Genomic DNA, 14826 nt, shown 5'->3' on the forward strand with positions numbered 1-14826 from the left:
ATGTCACCTATCTGTCAGTTACAGTGTTTATAAGGATTTAGAGCTAATATAAAACAAAAAAATCTCGCAAAAGCGAGATTTTTATATTTTTAAGAATTTACAAGAAAAATTATTTTCTCATAATCTTCACATTCATTTCCTCAACTTTTTTATCACTCAAAATAGAAGGCGCATTAAACAATAAATCTTCAGAAGAACCTGTTTTTGGAAAAGCCATTACTTCTCTAATAGAAGCTTTCTTTTCTAAAATCATCATTAATCTGTCAATTCCCCAAGCAATTCCTCCATGAGGTGGTGCTCCATATTGAAACGCTTTGTACATGGTTCCAACACTTTTCATCATTTCTTCTTTATTATACCCCATATTTTTATAGGTTGCTTCTAAAATCTCGGCTTTGTGTGCTCTCACTGAACCTCCACCAATTTCATAACCATTTAAGATTAAATCATATTGTTGAGCGATGATTTCGCCAATTTCTTCGTCTTTATTGTTTAGATGCTTTTCCAAATCGTAAATTGCTGGCATAGAGAAAGGATTGTGTGTAAACGTCCATCTTCCTTCATCCGTTTTTTCAAACATTGGGAAATCTACCACCCAAGCAGGTCTTAATTCCTTTGGATTGATCAACTTTAAAATGCGTCCCATTTCTTGACGAACAGCATCTAAAGCTTTGTTAGCTGTTGCATAATCTGCAGCAGAGAAAAATACGATATCCCCAATTTGAGCATTAGTAGCTTTGATGATATTTGCTGCAATTTCTTCGCCTAAAAACTTAATAATTGGCGATTGTAAATCGTTTTCATTTACAATAATGTACGCCAAACCACCTAAACCATTTTGTTGTGCAATAGCTGTCAAGTTTTCAATCTGTCCTTTAGACATTCTGTTTTTACCTTGCTCTTTTGCAGAAACCTTGATACATTTTACAATTCCACCTTCTTCAATAGGTTTGCTAAAAACTTGGAAAGTAGTTTCTTTTACAATGGCTGTAATGTCTTGCATTTGCAAACCAAAACGTAAATCTGGTCGATCACAACCATATTTATCCATCGCATTTTTGTAAGTAATTACTTCAAAAGGATGTAAAATCCATTTTTTACCGTAAATCTTTTTCACAACTTCATTAAACATTTTGGTGTTTAAATCGATGATTTGTTGCATGCTTGCATATGCCATTTCCAAATCTAATTGCGTAAATTCTGGCTGACGATCTCCTCTTGAATCTTCATCTCTAAAACAACGCGCAATTTGGAAATATTTTTCAAAACCACCCACCATCAACATTTGCTTGAATTGTTGAGGCGCTTGTGGTAACGTATAAAATGAACCTGCTTGTTTTCTGGTTGGGACAATAAATTCTCTTGCACCTTCATCTGTTCCTGCAGTTAAAATCGGCGTTTCTATTTCTAAAAATTCTTCCCCGTCTAAAATATCACGCAATAATTTTATAACTCTATGACGATTCACAATTGCCTTGCGAACTTCATCATTTCTATGATCTAAAAACTTGTATTGAAAACGAGTAGTTTCATTCGTTTTCATAGCTCTTTTTATTTCAAAAGGAAGCGTTTTTGATAAATTTAAAATTTCTAATGCTGATGTTTCTAACTCTAATTTTCCAGTTCTTAACCCAGCATTATAATCATCTTCATTTCTTTGCACTACAACTCCAGTAACCATAATGACAGTTTCTGGTTTTAATTTTACCAATTCATCTAAATTCGGAAACGATTCTCTACTTAAACGAACCTGAAAAATCTCTGTACTCGAATCACGTAAATCAATAAAAATTAATTCTCCATGATCTCTAACACTAGAAACCCAACCAGCTAAAGTAACTTTTTCTTTAATTGATTTCTCTGATAAATCTGTTATTTTATGAGTTCTATACTCTTCTTTTATAACGATTGGAACTGTTTGTAATTCTTCTTCAATTTTTACTTTTGATTTCTCACTTCCAACTTCACGCTTCAAACTTCCTGCTTTTTCAGAACTTTGAACGCCTAACTCTGAACTCTGAACTTGAGAAATAATTTCATTTCTCACCACTTTCCCTGAAGCTCCTTTACCAATAATTTTAATGACTTTTCCAACAAGAATTCCTGCTTTTCCTTGATTTCCGGCTTTAATGTCATTGGCTATAGCTTCATTTTCTGCAATTACTTTTATAACAGCCAATTTAATTTTTTCTTCAGAAATCGTATTTTCTTCAAAATACTTATTATAATCAAACTTTCTATCTTTTAAATAATTGATAATGGCATTCTGAACTAAAACAGCTGTAATTTTTTCGGCTTTAAACAGTTGAAAAATTTCAATTAAATGATTTACATCGTGAATATCTTTATACTCATCTGCACCAATATTATTGACCAATGTTTTTGCAACAAAAGACGGATCTTTAATCACATTATTCATCGCAACAAAAGTTTCAGAACGAAGAGAATCCGCAGTAAAAAACTTTGCATCTTGAGGCAAAACTCCACCTTTTATCAAAATAGATTCTACTGCAAAAGGCAAAGAACTAAGTTCAACATCAATACTTTCAACTACGTTTTTAATGTTTACAAAAGGTAAATCTGGCTCAGAAATAAATCTGTAATCCGCTTCAAATTCCTTTTTACGCATTGTTTTGGTTTGCTTTAAATCAGCATCCCATAAAACCGTTGTTTGATCTGGTCTAAACTCTTTATGGTCTATATAATAGGTAAGTTGTTTTTCAATTTCTTCCTTTAAAGCTTCCACCATAAACTTAAACGAGTTCAAGTTTTTAATTTCTGTTCTTGGATTTAAATTGTAGGTATGTTTTTTTCTGAGTGATACAGAAACATCAGATTTAAATTCTCCTTTCTCTAGATTTGCTTCAGATATTTTTAAATTCTGAACAATTCTCTGAATATATTGTGCATAGGTTGATGCGTCTTCAATATTTCTAATACAAGGTTCTGTAACAATTTCAATTAAAGGAACTCCTGCTTTGTTAAAATCGACTAAAGAAACTTTCTTTTCGTGCATCAATTTTGCAGCATCTTCCTCAATGTGAACTTGCGTTAAATTCACCGTAAATTGACTTCCATCATTTCTAAAACAAGAAACTTGTCCATCAGGAATTACAGGATTGTGAAACTGTGTAATTTGAATATTTTTAGGATTATCCGGATATTCATAATGTTTACGATCCCAAGAAATCACTTCGTTTTTGAAAGTAGATTTCACAGCTTTTCCAAAGTAAATTGCTTTGGTAATTGCCTCTTTATTTATAGAAGGTAAAACCCCCATTTGTCCAGTACAAACTGAACATATATTGGTGTTTGGTTGCTCAATTTCTTGGTTTGCACAAGAACAAAACAACTTCGATTTTGTGTTTAAACGAACATGCGTTTCTAAACCGATTACGAGTTCTAAATCGTGTTTTTTTAGGATATCATTTAATTTCTCTAGCTCCATTATATAAAATCATTTAGGAAATTAGCGAATTGTAAAACCAATTCATCATTGTTTTTTGCAGCTGAAATTTGTAATCCAGTTGTTGTTCCTTTTGGAATTGTAAGTGTTGGTAATTGCCCTAAACTAAAACCAACTGTATACGCATCAGATAAATACATTGCTAAAGGATCTTTTAAAGAATCGCCAATTTTTGGTGGCAAATTTGGTGTTACAGGTGATAAAATAACATCAACTTCCTTGAAATCTTTTTCGAAATTAGAAGCAATTTGATCTCTTACATTCAATCCTTTTAAGTAGATTTCATCAGAAAAACCTTGAGATAAAACCTGATTTCCACCCACAATTCTTCGTTTAGACTCTTCCGAAAAATTTTCAGAACGCGTTATAGAATATGTATCTTTTAAATTTTCGCCTTCAATTCTATTTCCATAATTGGTTCCATCTAATCTAGATAAATTGGAAGCAGTTTCAGCCATTGCCAATGTATAATAGGTAGAAACTAACGTATCAGATTCAAAGAAATCTAATTCCTTAACTTCTATTCCTTTTGCTTTTATTTTTTCTAAGGATGCTAAAAAATCGGCTTTTATTTCAGCATCAATTGCATCATTATTGATAAAATTCTTAAAATAACCAACCGTTTTTATGACATCAGCATTTAAAATATTTTCTTTGGATATTTCTTTTGATTGATAAGTAGTTTGATCTTTTACATCTTTACCACTCATTGCATTTAAAACAATTCTAATATCTTCTGTCCATTTTGCAATCGGGCCCACACAATCTGTGGATGATGCATAAGCCATCAATCCAAAACGTGAAATTCTACCATAAGTTGGTTTAAATCCGAAGACATTATTATAACCTGCAGGCTGACGAATGGAACCTCCTGTATCTCCGCCAATTGAAAAAACAGTATACTCTTTGGCAACATTTACTGCAGAACCACCACTTGAACCTCCACCAACTAAAGCTGGATTTATAGCATTTTTAACAGCACCAAAAATGGTGTTTTCTGATGATGAACCATGTCCAAAAGCATCACAGTTTTCTTTTACTATTGGAATTGCGCCAGCATCTAATAATTTCTGAATGGCAGTTGCAGTATAAGGAGATTTGTAGTTTTTTAGTAAATCAGAACTTGCTGTTGTGTAGGTTCCTTGAACCATATAAACGTCCTTAATTCCAAAAGGAATTCCTTCTAACAATCCAATTTCTTCTCCGTTTTTAATTTTAGCATCCACTTTTTTAGCTAAAGCTATTGCAGTTTTATCTAATAAAGAATTTACAGTATTATGAGAATTCTGCTTTAATAAATCCAATCTGTCTTGCACTAATTTTGTACAAGTAATTTCTTTATTCATCAATTGTTGATGAATCTTATGTATTTCGCTCATTATGTAAGCTTTATTTTTTATTTCAGTCGATTTTTCACTAATGACTAACAACTAAAAACTAATTACTAAAAATTATTCTTCAATCACTTTTGCAACTACTAAATAGCCGTTCTTCTCCTTAGGAAAATTTTCTATGATAATTTGTTTTTCAACTTCAGAACTATCAACCACAACATCTTCTCTTAAGTCATCTAAAAAAACAGCATTCTTATTTTCTATAATAGTAGTACTGTTGATATTGGCATTTTTGATAACATCAAATAATTTATTTACAGATTCTGAAGGCTTTGCTCCTTTAATACTAGACAAAATGTCTACTGTCATCATTTTACTCATTTCTCTACTTTTTTAAAATCCTGAAATAAATTCAAGATGTAAAAAAGCCTTCCAATTTTGGAAGGCTTTATTTTATATTTTATACAATAACCTTCTTACCCTAACAATTAGGATTATTAAAATTAAGATTGTTATTATTTATGATCATAGTAAGCTGAACTAAATTCAGATTTTTTTTGTGATTATTGGCAAATATATGTTAAATAAATTTTAAACTGAACCTGTTTAAGCATCTCTTTTTACAAAGTAAAGAATACTTATTGAATTTGTAATATATTGATGTTTAATTATTAAATCGATAAAAATTAAATAAAACACACCAACAATTTAGCATATAAATCATTGGTGCATTTATTAATTCAGTAAATTCAAATCAAACACAAGTTTGAGATACAAAATAACACATTTTAATTGTTTATATAAATATTATTTGATAAATTAATAGTAATATGAAACATTATTTAGCAATTCTATTTAAAAATGTAAGCTAAAAGTATTTGACCTAAGTTTTAAATTCTAAAATAAAAGTTGATATAAAAAAGGTTGCTTAAAATTTGGTCAGATAAAAAACCCTTTTTACATTTGTGGTATAATGAAAAATAACACAAAAAATACTTGGTGGTGGAACTCTCTTCATAAATAAGTGAGCACTAAACCTATATATTATATTCATACAAAAAAAGGCTTATCTCACGATAAGTCTTTTTTTGTTGCCAAAATTAAAGCGCAGTTTTGCTTTGAACATAGCAGAATTTAAAACAACATATAAATTACTGAAATAAACTCAGCATTAATGAGAAAAATAAAATTTAAATCAATCCACAAACAAAAAATTGCAGATACAGTAACACCTGTTGGCCTATATTTACGATTTAGAGATAAATTTGCAAACACACTTTTGTTAGAAAGTTCAGATTATCATAGCAAAGAAGAAAGTTTCTCTTTTATCGCGATTGAACCTATTTTAACGATGAAAGTTGACGATTATCAATTTTCGGTTTCGCATAAAGGAACAGAAATAGAGAGCCAGCCAATTGATAAAAACTTCTATGAATTATTTGATAAATTTACCAATTCAATAGACTTAGACTGTCCTGCAGAATTAAAATCTTTTAATGGTTTATATGGCTATACTACTTTTGATTCGGTTCAGTATTTTGAAAATATTAAGTTTACGAACAAAAAAGCACCTTCTGCAATTCCAGAGATGCAATACAGTTTTTACAGATTTATCATTGCTATCAACCATTTTAATGATGAAATGACGTTGATAGAAAACATTGAAGAAGGCACAGCATCCAGAATCAATGAAGTAAAAACCATTATTGATGCACAAGCATTTAATACACAAAAGTTCGAAATTGTTGGCGAAGAAACTTCCAATGTTACAGGCGAAGAATTTATCGACTATGTAAAACAAGCAAAATCGCATTGTAAAAGAGGTGATGTTTTTCAATTGGTTTTATCACGTCAATTTCAGCAAAAATTTAAAGGCGATGAATTTAATGTTTATAGAGCTTTACGATCTATAAATCCTTCTCCTTATTTGTTTTATTTCGATTATGGAAGTTTCAAATTAATGGGTTCTTCACCAGAAGCACAAATTAAAATATCCGAAGGAAAAGCAACCATAAACCCAATTGCAGGTACTTTTAGAAGAACTGGCGATATTGCAGAAGACAGAAAGTTAGGTAAAAAATTGTCCGAAGATAAAAAGGAAACTGCAGAACACGTAATGTTGGTAGATTTGGCCAGAAACGACTTAAGCAAACATGCTGATAATGTTACAGTGGAAGTGTTTAAGGAAGTCCAATATTTTAGCCATGTAATTCATTTGGTTTCTACAGTTCGTGGAAAAATCAAAGGAAACCCCATAGAAATTGTAGGCGATACTTTCCCAGCAGGAACGTTAAGTGGCGCTCCAAAATACAAAGCGATGGAATTAATAAACAAATATGAAAACCAAACGCGCGGATTTTATGGTGGTGCAGTTGGTATTATTGGTTTGGATGGTTCCGTGAATTTGGCGATTGCCATTCGTTCTTTTGTCAGTAAAAATAACGTTTTATATTCACAAGCAGGAGCAGGAATCGTAATTCACTCTGATGAAAAAAACGAATTACAAGAAGTAAATAATAAATTAGCAGCGTTAAAAAAAGCGCTGATTTTGGCAGAGAATATATAATCCCATCCCAACCTTCCCAAAGGGAAGGAGTAAAAATGGATAAATAAAATTTAGGTTAATTATTTGGGCGTTTTAACGGGCTTTCATTACTCGCTTTTTTTGAGAAAAACAAAAAAGAGCTCAAACAAACCATTCAATCCCTAACGCAGATTGAATATTTTAATAAAGATTTGAAAACAATTAAACAAATCCACAATTAAACGATTACACAACAAAAAAATATGAAAATATTAATTTTAGACAATTACGATTCGTTTACCTACAATTTGGTGCACATGGTAGAAAAAATTACAGGAATTTTCCCTGCAGTTTTTAGAAACGATGAAATCAGTTTGGAAGATGTAAATAAGTATGACATGATTATGCTATCTCCAGGACCTGGAATTCCTGATGAAGCAGGAATCTTAAAAGATGTCATTAAAAAATACACAGGCATCAAACCTATATTTGGTGTTTGTTTGGGTTTGCAAGCAATCACAGAAGTTTTTGGTGGAAAAATCATCAATTTAGAGGATGTTTTTCACGGAGTTGCTACAGAAATGGAAGTAACTTTAGAAGAAGCAACTATTTTTAAAGATGTTCCTAAAAAGTTTTTAGCTGCAAGATATCACTCTTGGGCTGCAACAGATGAAGGTTTTCCAGAAGAATTGCAAGTTACAGCAAGAGATGAAGATGGTTTAATTCAAGCAATTGAACATAAAATTTATCCAATTTCTGCTGTTCAGTTTCATCCAGAATCTATTTTAACTGATGTTGGTGAGCAATTGGTTACGAATTTTATAGAAAAATACAAAAGCCCATCCTAACCTTCCCAAAGGGAAAAAGCCCATCTGCCTAAAGGCATCTTCCCAAAGGGAAGAGTTGAGCAAGTTTGGTTTTATAAAGAAAAGAATATAAGAGTGTTTTCCCTAGAGTTTGTATTGAGCGAAGACGAAATAGGGAAATTAAAAGAGGCTTTATGAAGAACATTTTAAACAAATTATATAATCACGAAAGATTGTCAAAATCTGAAGCTACACAAGTCTTAAAAGATATTGCTGCAGAGAAATATAATGATGCACATTTAGCATCTTTTATGACCGTTTTTATGATGCGTCCAATTACAGCAGATGAACTTTCTGGTTTTAGAAATGCGTTAAACGAATTGGCCATCAAAGTAGATTTATCAGACTATAATACCATCGATATTGTTGGAACTGGAGGTGATGGAAAAGATACGTTTAACATATCAACCTTAACCTCTTTTATTGTGGCAGGAACAGGACAAAAAGTTGCAAAACATGGTAACTATTCTGTTTCTTCGCAATCTGGTTCCTCTGATATGTTGGAAAGTTTTGGGTATAATTTTACCAATGATGAAAGTATTTTGCGTGAGCATTTAGAAAAAGCAAATATTTGTTTTTTACACGCGCCAAAATTTCATCCAGCAATGAAAGCTGTGAGTGCAACAAGAAAAGCATTGGCTTTAAAAACGTTCTTTAATATGTTAGGACCTTTGGTAAACCCAAGTTCGCCAAAAAACCATATGTTAGGAACTTTTAATTTAGAAACTGCACGTTTGTACAATTACATTTTACAGGAAGAAAACATTAATTACGGAATTATTCACGCTTTAGATGGTTATGATGAAATTTCGTTAACAAGTAGCTTTAAGTTCTTTACTAAAAGTGGAGAGCAAATTATAAATCCAGAGGATTTAGGGCAGAAACGAATTCAGCAATCAGCAATATTTGGTGGAAATTCTGTTGCAGATGCAGCAAAAATTTTCAAATCTATTTTAGAAGGTAATGGAACTGAAGCTCAAAATAATGTAGTGTTAACAAATGCTGCTTTTGCCTTAACAATAGTTGATGATAAAAAGTCTTTTGAAACTGCTTTTGAGGAAGCAAAAGATTCGCTTTTTGGCTTGAAAGCAAAACAAACCTTAGGGAAATTAGTAAGTTTATAAAATGACAAAAAAGAAAAACAATTTAATTCTAATTATTCCAGCATTTCTATTAATTGGAATTGTAATCGGAATTCAAACTCAAGAGCTTTTTAAACAAGCATCCATAGGTTTGATTGTTGGAATAATAACTTATTTTTTCTTAAAATACAGAAACAAAAAATTAAACAAATAATAATGTCATTTTGAGCAAAATGGAATGAAGCCTAAAAATCTCTTGTTAATAATTTGAGATTTCTCCATAAAGTCGAAATGACAAGTTAGTATAAAATACAATGACTATATTAGATAAAATAATCGCATTTAAAAAGAAGGAAATTGCTAAAATAAAAGCAGAAGTTCCTGTTCAGAAATTAGTACAAAGTCCTAAGTTTAAAAGATCTACAATTTCTTTAAAAAAGTCATTGTTAGAAGTTGGTTCAACAGGAATTATTGCTGAATTTAAACGTCAATCTCCATCAAAAGGAATAATTAACGACAAAGCTACCATTGCTGATGTTACCAATGGATATTTAGACGCAAATGTGGCAGCTCAATCAATTTTAACAGATACTTCTTTTTTTGGAGGAACTATGGCAGATTTGATGGAAGCAAGAGTTATCAACCAAATAAAACCAATTTTAAGAAAAGATTTTGTGGTTGATGGGTTTCAGATCGTGGAAGCAAAAGCCATTGGTGCAGATGTAATTTTATTGATAGCTTCGTGTTTAACATCCACAGAATTGAAAAACTATGGAAATTTGGCAACAGATTTAGGTTTGGAAGTTTTATATGAAGTGCATACGCAAGAAGATTTAGATAAAATTAATGATTTGGACAATAAAATTATCGGCATCAATAATAGAAATTTAAAAACTTTTGAAGTTGATTTAGAACATTCTATTAAGCTATCAAATCAAATTCCTGATTCTTGTTTAAAGATTTCTGAAAGTGGAATTTCGGATCCTAAAATTATTGTTGGTCTAAAAGAATTTGGTTTTCATGGTTTTTTAATTGGTGAAAATTTTATGATAGCAGAAAATCCAGGAGAAGCTTGCAAAGAGTTTATTAGTCAAATAAGATAGGGCCTCCCCTAACCCCTCCAAAAGAGGGGAACTCTCACTTTTGAGAAAATAAAATGTTAGAAAAAAGATTGAATAATAAAAGTAAACATATAAAAAACGATTCCAGCTTGCTCCCCTTTGGGGAAACAGGGGCTATTTCTCTTGATCCTATCTTACCTCAAAATCCGACAATATTTATTTTAGGAACGAAACCAGGGAATCTTGAATTAAGGAAACAAGAATATTATGCAAATAATGGAAATGCATTCTGGAGAATTATTTATGAATTAACAGAGGAAGTTTTTAGTAAAAATTATGCAGAAAGAATAGATGTTTTATTACGAAATAATATTGCAATTTGGGATATTATTCAGTTTGGGGAACGAGTAAGACCTGGAGCGCAGAATGTGAAAAATGAAGTCCCAAATCCTATCAATGAAATCATTGAAATGTATCCATCAGTGAAACAGATTATTTTTAATGGTCAAAAAGCGCATGATTTATATCACAAGCATTTTACCAAAATTAAAGGTATAACTTATGAAACAGTTTTATCTACAAGTCCTGCAAATACAAGGTTTTCGTTTAGGGAAAAGTTAAATAATTGGAGAGAAAGCATACTATAAAAAGCCCATCCTAACCTTCCCAAAGGGAAGGAATTATCACTGTTAAGAAAAGGGAAGAATTAGAAAAGAGTTTAAATAAAATAAAATTTGAATAAAAATAAAGAAAATAAACCAACGATTCCAGTGTGTTCCCCTTTGGGGAAACAGGGGCTTTTATTGAAAGTTTGTGGAATGAAATATGTAGAAAACATCCAAGATGTTGCTGCTTTACAACCTGATTATTTAGGGTTTATTTTCTATGAAAAATCGAAAAGAAACTTTGAAGGTATTATTCCTGATTTACCAGCATCCATAAAAAAAACAGGCGTTTTTGTAAATGAACATATCGAAATTGTTATCTCATTAATTGAAGAATACAGGTTAGATGCCATTCAATTACATGGAGATGAATCAGAAAAATATGTGGCTGATTTAAAAAATCACTTGGAAGAGAGAAGAGCTTTGTTCATTGAAGAAAATAAAGAAATCAAAAAGAAGAAAAATCAACATTATATTTCTAAATTACCCATAGAAATTATTAAAGTTTTTGGAATTAAGGATGAATTTAATTTTGATGTTTTAAAACCTTATTTAGAAGTTGTAGATTATTTTTTATTCGATACAAAAGGAAAAGAAAGAGGAGGAAATGGTACTAAATTCGATTGGACTGTTTTAGAAAAATATCCTTTTCAAAAACCTTTCTTTTTAAGCGGAGGAATTGGTTTGGATGATTTAGAACAAGTAAAAATAATAGCAAAATCTAATTTACCTATTTACGCTCTAGATGTAAATAGTAAATTTGAAAACGAACCAGGAAGAAAGAAAATAAGCGAGTTAGAAAAATTTAAAAAAGAAATTTTTGTTTAATTGTGTAACTGCTAAATTGTGTAAAAGCAATACTGGCAACAATTACACGATTACACAAATAAACGATTACACTAGATAAAAAGATATGAAATCAAAATTTCAACCAGATAAAAACGGATATTTTGGCCAATTTGGAGGCGCATTCATTCCAGAATTGTTGTACCCGAATGTAAAAGAATTAGAAGATAATTATGTTCAAATCATAGAATCTGAGGAGTTTCAAACTGAATACAAAGCATTATTAAAAGATTTTGTTGGAAGACCAACACCTTTGTATTTGGCTAAAAGTTTATCAGAAAAACATGGTGCTTATATTTATTTAAAACGTGAAGATCTTTGTCATACAGGAGCTCATAAAGTGAACAATACAGTTGGGCAAATTTTGATCGCTAAAAAGCTAGGCAAAACAAAAATTATTGCAGAAACAGGTGCTGGTCAACATGGAGTTGCAACTGCTACAGTTTGCGCTTTAATGGGTTTAGATTGTACTGTTTTTATGGGTGAAAAAGATATTGTTCGTCAAGCACCAAACGTTGCCAGAATGAAAATGCTAGGTGCAAAAGTTGTGCCTGCAACTTCTGGTTCTAAAACGCTAAAAGATGCTACGAATGAAGCCATCAGATATTGGATTCAGAATCCTGAAACGTTTTATTTAATTGGTTCTGTAGTTGGACCACATCCACATCCAGATATGGTTGCACGTCTGCAAGCTATTATTTCTGAAGAGATGAAATGGCAGTTAAAAGAAAAAACAGGGAAAGAAAATCCTGATACAATTATTGCGTGTGTTGGTGGAGGAAGTAATGCTGCTGGTGCTTTTTATCATTATATGGAGGATGAATCTGTAGAATTAATTGCGGTTGAAGCTGCTGGTTTAGGTGTAAATTCTGGCGAAAGTGCTGCAACTTCTCAATTAGGAGAAGTTGGGATTATTCACGGTTCTAAAACTATTTTAATGCAAGATGAATATGGACAAATTGTAGAACCTTATTCTATCTCAGCTGGGTTAGATTATCCTGGAGTTGGTCCTTTACATGCGTATTTATACGAAAGTAAAAGAGCAAAATTTATGAGTGCAACAGATCAAGAAGCTTTGGATGCAGGTTTTGAGTTATCAAAATTAGAGGGAATTATTCCTGCATTAGAAACTGCCCATGCTTTAGCTATTTTATCTAAAATTGAGTTTAAGAAAGATCAAGTTGTTGTGATTAATTTATCTGGAAGAGGAGATAAAGATTTAGATACTTTTATTAAATATTTAAAGGAATAATAAAAAACACAGACCTGACAGGTTTTAAAAACCTGTCAGGTCTTTTTTACATAAAAATTATGAATTCGATTCAACAATTATTTCAAGAAAAAGATAAAAATCTTTTATCAATATATTTTACATGTGGGTATCCAAAGTTAGACGATACCACTAAAGTTATTCATCAATTAGAAAAAAGTAACGTAGATTTTATTGAAGTGGGTTTGCCTTATTCTGATCCTTTAGCAGATGGCCCAACAATTCAAGCTAGCAGTCAAAAAGCCTTAGAAAATGGTATCAATTTAGATATTGTTTTTGAACAGTTGATGACGATTAAATCAACGAATAAAACACCTTTAGTTTTAATGGGATATTTGAACCAAATGCTAAAATATGGTGAAGCTAAATTTTGTGAAAAAGTAGTAGAATGTGGTATTGACACTTTGATAATTCCTGATTTGCCAATGGTAGAGTTTGAAAATCATTATCAACAATTGTTTGATACATATGGTTTAACAAACGTGTTTTTAATTACACCTCATACATCAGAAGAAAGAATTAAAAAAATAGATATGTATACAAAAGCTTTTATTTATGTGGTTGCATCCTCTTCCATTACAGGTGCAAAAGGAGAAATTTCTAGTCAGCAAATTGCCTATTTTGAAAGAATAAAAGCAATGAACTTACAAAGTAAATTAATTATTGGTTTTGGAATTTCTGATAAAGCTACTTTTAACACGGCTTGTAAATTCGCAAATGGAGCTATTATTGGTTCTGCTTTTATAAAAGATATAGGAAAAAATGGTGTTGATAAAATAGATGAATTTATCAAACCAATTTTAGCATAAAAAAAAAGCGAAACCTAATAGTTTCGCTTTTTTTTTTATGCTAAAATTCTATCAATTAATACTTTTCAAGTTGACATCAAAAATTAAAACAGATACTCTTGGTATGGTATTATTTCCATAAACGCCATAACCTAAATTATACGGAATTAACAAAATACCATCTCCACCCTCCTTAAAATAGGTTATTCCTTCTGTCCAACCTGGAATTACTTGGTTTAAATTGAAAGATATTCCATCAGCATCGCTTTCATCAAATACAGTTCCATCTAAAAAGTATCCTTTGTAAGCAACTGTTACATTAGAATTACTTGTTGGGTTAGCTCCTGTTCCTTCATTATTAACAACATAATATAAGCCAGAATCTGTTTTTGTAGCAATTAAATTATTGGTATCAAGATAATTTAAAATAGCAGCTTCGTTCTCTAAAAGGTAATCTGCTACGTTTACTTTTATTTCAAAAACTAAAACTTTTCCTCCAGGTATTGTGCCAGTATTATTACCAGACAAACCGTAAGCGAGTTCATATGGTATTAATATAATCCCTTCTCCTCCTTGTTTAAAAAGCTTGATTCCTTCTCTTAAACCTGGAATTATTTGTCTCAATTCAATTATTTCTGACTCGCTTTGCCCCAAAGAACTTCCGTCTAAAAAAGATATTTTGTAATCGATATTAACCACAGAATCATCTTTTGGAGTATTACCTGTTCCTTCCTCATTAATTACATAATATAAACCAGAATCAGTTTTTATACCATTTAAGTTATTATCATTTATATATTTTATAATATCAGCCTCAGTTTGGAGTTCGATAGTATCATCATCATTTAAACACGATGTAAAAAGAATTAATGATAAAAAAAGATATGCGTATGATTTCATTGTAAGTTTTTTATGTTTTTTAGT

13 protein-coding genes are annotated in these 14826 nt (G+C 31.0%); 9 read left to right on the forward strand and 4 right to left on the reverse strand.

Annotated features, from left to right (window positions below):
• Positions 1–109: 109 nt before the first annotated feature.
• The 3 genes from gatB/aspS to P161_RS0101520 all read right to left on the reverse strand — a co-directional run bounded on the left by gatB/aspS (position 110) and on the right by P161_RS0101520 (position 5181).
• Positions 110–3448 carry a bifunctional amidotransferase subunit GatB/aspartate--tRNA ligase AspS gene (gene gatB/aspS, locus P161_RS0101510; RefSeq protein WP_026775324.1) on the reverse strand — a complete coding sequence of 1113 codons (3339 nt, stop codon included), beginning with the start codon at positions 3446–3448 and terminating at the stop codon, positions 110–112.
• Positions 3448–4845, reverse strand: coding sequence for an amidase family protein (locus P161_RS0101515; protein WP_197026315.1), 1398 nt, complete (start codon positions 4843–4845; stop codon positions 3448–3450). Before P161_RS0101515 ends, gatB/aspS begins: the two co-directional genes overlap by 1 nt.
• A 72-nt stretch (positions 4846–4917) precedes the next feature.
• Complete coding sequence (locus P161_RS0101520) at positions 4918–5181, reverse strand: hypothetical protein (protein WP_026775326.1); 264 nt, start codon at positions 5179–5181, stop codon at positions 4918–4920.
• 793 nt (positions 5182–5974) lie between these two features.
• Here P161_RS0101520 and P161_RS0101525 point away from each other — a divergent pair.
• The 9 genes from P161_RS0101525 to trpA all read left to right on the forward strand — a co-directional run bounded on the left by P161_RS0101525 (position 5975) and on the right by trpA (position 13923).
• Positions 5975–7366 (forward strand): anthranilate synthase component I family protein, encoded by a 1392-nt coding sequence (locus tag P161_RS0101525; RefSeq protein ID WP_026775327.1) that lies wholly within the window; start codon positions 5975–5977, stop codon positions 7364–7366.
• 221 nt (positions 7367–7587) lie between these two features.
• Positions 7588–8172, forward strand: coding sequence for an aminodeoxychorismate/anthranilate synthase component II (locus P161_RS0101530; protein WP_026775328.1), 585 nt, complete (start codon positions 7588–7590; stop codon positions 8170–8172).
• Positions 8173–8324: 152 nt separating this feature from the next.
• Complete coding sequence (trpD, locus tag P161_RS0101535; RefSeq protein ID WP_026775329.1) at positions 8325–9314, forward strand: anthranilate phosphoribosyltransferase; 990 nt, start codon at positions 8325–8327, stop codon at positions 9312–9314.
• Between the two features lies 1 nt (position 9315).
• Entirely contained in the window at positions 9316–9486 is a 171-nt protein-coding gene (locus P161_RS19630; protein ID WP_197026316.1) for a hypothetical protein, read from the forward strand.
• Positions 9487–9586: 100 nt separating this feature from the next.
• On the forward strand, positions 9587–10375 hold the full coding sequence (gene trpC / locus P161_RS0101545; RefSeq protein WP_026775330.1) for an indole-3-glycerol phosphate synthase TrpC: 789 nt from the start codon (positions 9587–9589) through the stop codon (positions 10373–10375).
• 68 nt (positions 10376–10443) lie between these two features.
• Complete coding sequence (locus tag P161_RS0101550; protein ID WP_231494687.1) at positions 10444–10980, forward strand: DNA-deoxyinosine glycosylase; 537 nt, start codon at positions 10444–10446, stop codon at positions 10978–10980.
• Positions 10981–11151: 171 nt separating this feature from the next.
• Entirely contained in the window at positions 11152–11826 is a 675-nt protein-coding gene (locus tag P161_RS0101555; RefSeq protein WP_026775332.1) for a phosphoribosylanthranilate isomerase, read from the forward strand.
• Positions 11827–11911: 85 nt separating this feature from the next.
• Positions 11912–13096 carry a tryptophan synthase subunit beta gene (trpB, locus tag P161_RS0101560; RefSeq protein ID WP_026775333.1) on the forward strand — a complete coding sequence of 395 codons (1185 nt, stop codon included), beginning with the start codon at positions 11912–11914 and terminating at the stop codon, positions 13094–13096.
• Positions 13097–13155: 59 nt separating this feature from the next.
• The gene (gene trpA / locus P161_RS0101565) at positions 13156–13923 is read left to right on the forward strand and encodes a tryptophan synthase subunit alpha (RefSeq protein WP_026775334.1); all 768 of its coding nucleotides are present in this window, start codon (positions 13156–13158) and stop codon (positions 13921–13923) included.
• Positions 13924–13974: 51 nt separating this feature from the next.
• Here the strand turns inward: trpA and P161_RS19860 are convergent, their stop codons facing one another.
• On the reverse strand, positions 13975–14802 hold the full coding sequence (locus tag P161_RS19860) for an FKBP-type peptidyl-prolyl cis-trans isomerase (protein ID WP_231494688.1): 828 nt from the start codon (positions 14800–14802) through the stop codon (positions 13975–13977).
• Positions 14803–14826 lie beyond the last annotated feature (24 nt).

Origin of the sequence: Polaribacter sp. Hel_I_88, assembly GCF_000687935.1 — a bacterium.
GTDB lineage: Bacteria > Bacteroidota > Bacteroidia > Flavobacteriales > Flavobacteriaceae > Polaribacter.

Excerpts from the sequence above, each read along its gene's own strand:
- P161_RS0101525 (WP_026775327.1), top strand. The coding sequence starts at position 5,975 with ATGAGAAAAATAAAATTTAAATCAATCCACAAACAAAAAATTGCAGAT.
- P161_RS19630 (WP_197026316.1), top strand. The coding sequence starts at position 9,316 with ATGACAAAAAAGAAAAACAATTTAATTCTAATTATTCCAGCATTTCTA.
- trpA (WP_026775334.1), top strand. The coding sequence starts at position 13,156 with ATGAATTCGATTCAACAATTATTTCAAGAAAAAGATAAAAATCTTTTA.
- trpD (WP_026775329.1), top strand. The coding sequence starts at position 8,325 with ATGAAGAACATTTTAAACAAATTATATAATCACGAAAGATTGTCAAAA.
- P161_RS0101520 (WP_026775326.1), bottom strand. The coding sequence starts at position 5,181 with ATGAGTAAAATGATGACAGTAGACATTTTGTCTAGTATTAAAGGAGCA.
- gatB/aspS (WP_026775324.1), bottom strand. The coding sequence starts at position 3,448 with ATGGAGCTAGAGAAATTAAATGATATCCTAAAAAAACACGATTTAGAA.
- P161_RS0101530 (WP_026775328.1), top strand. The coding sequence starts at position 7,588 with ATGAAAATATTAATTTTAGACAATTACGATTCGTTTACCTACAATTTG.
- P161_RS0101515 (WP_197026315.1), bottom strand. The coding sequence starts at position 4,845 with ATGAGCGAAATACATAAGATTCATCAACAATTGATGAATAAAGAAATT.
- P161_RS19860 (WP_231494688.1), bottom strand. The coding sequence starts at position 14,802 with ATGAAATCATACGCATATCTTTTTTTATCATTAATTCTTTTTACATCG.
- trpC (WP_026775330.1), top strand. The coding sequence starts at position 9,587 with ATGACTATATTAGATAAAATAATCGCATTTAAAAAGAAGGAAATTGCT.
- trpB (WP_026775333.1), top strand. The coding sequence starts at position 11,912 with ATGAAATCAAAATTTCAACCAGATAAAAACGGATATTTTGGCCAATTT.
- P161_RS0101555 (WP_026775332.1), top strand. The coding sequence starts at position 11,152 with ATGAAATATGTAGAAAACATCCAAGATGTTGCTGCTTTACAACCTGAT.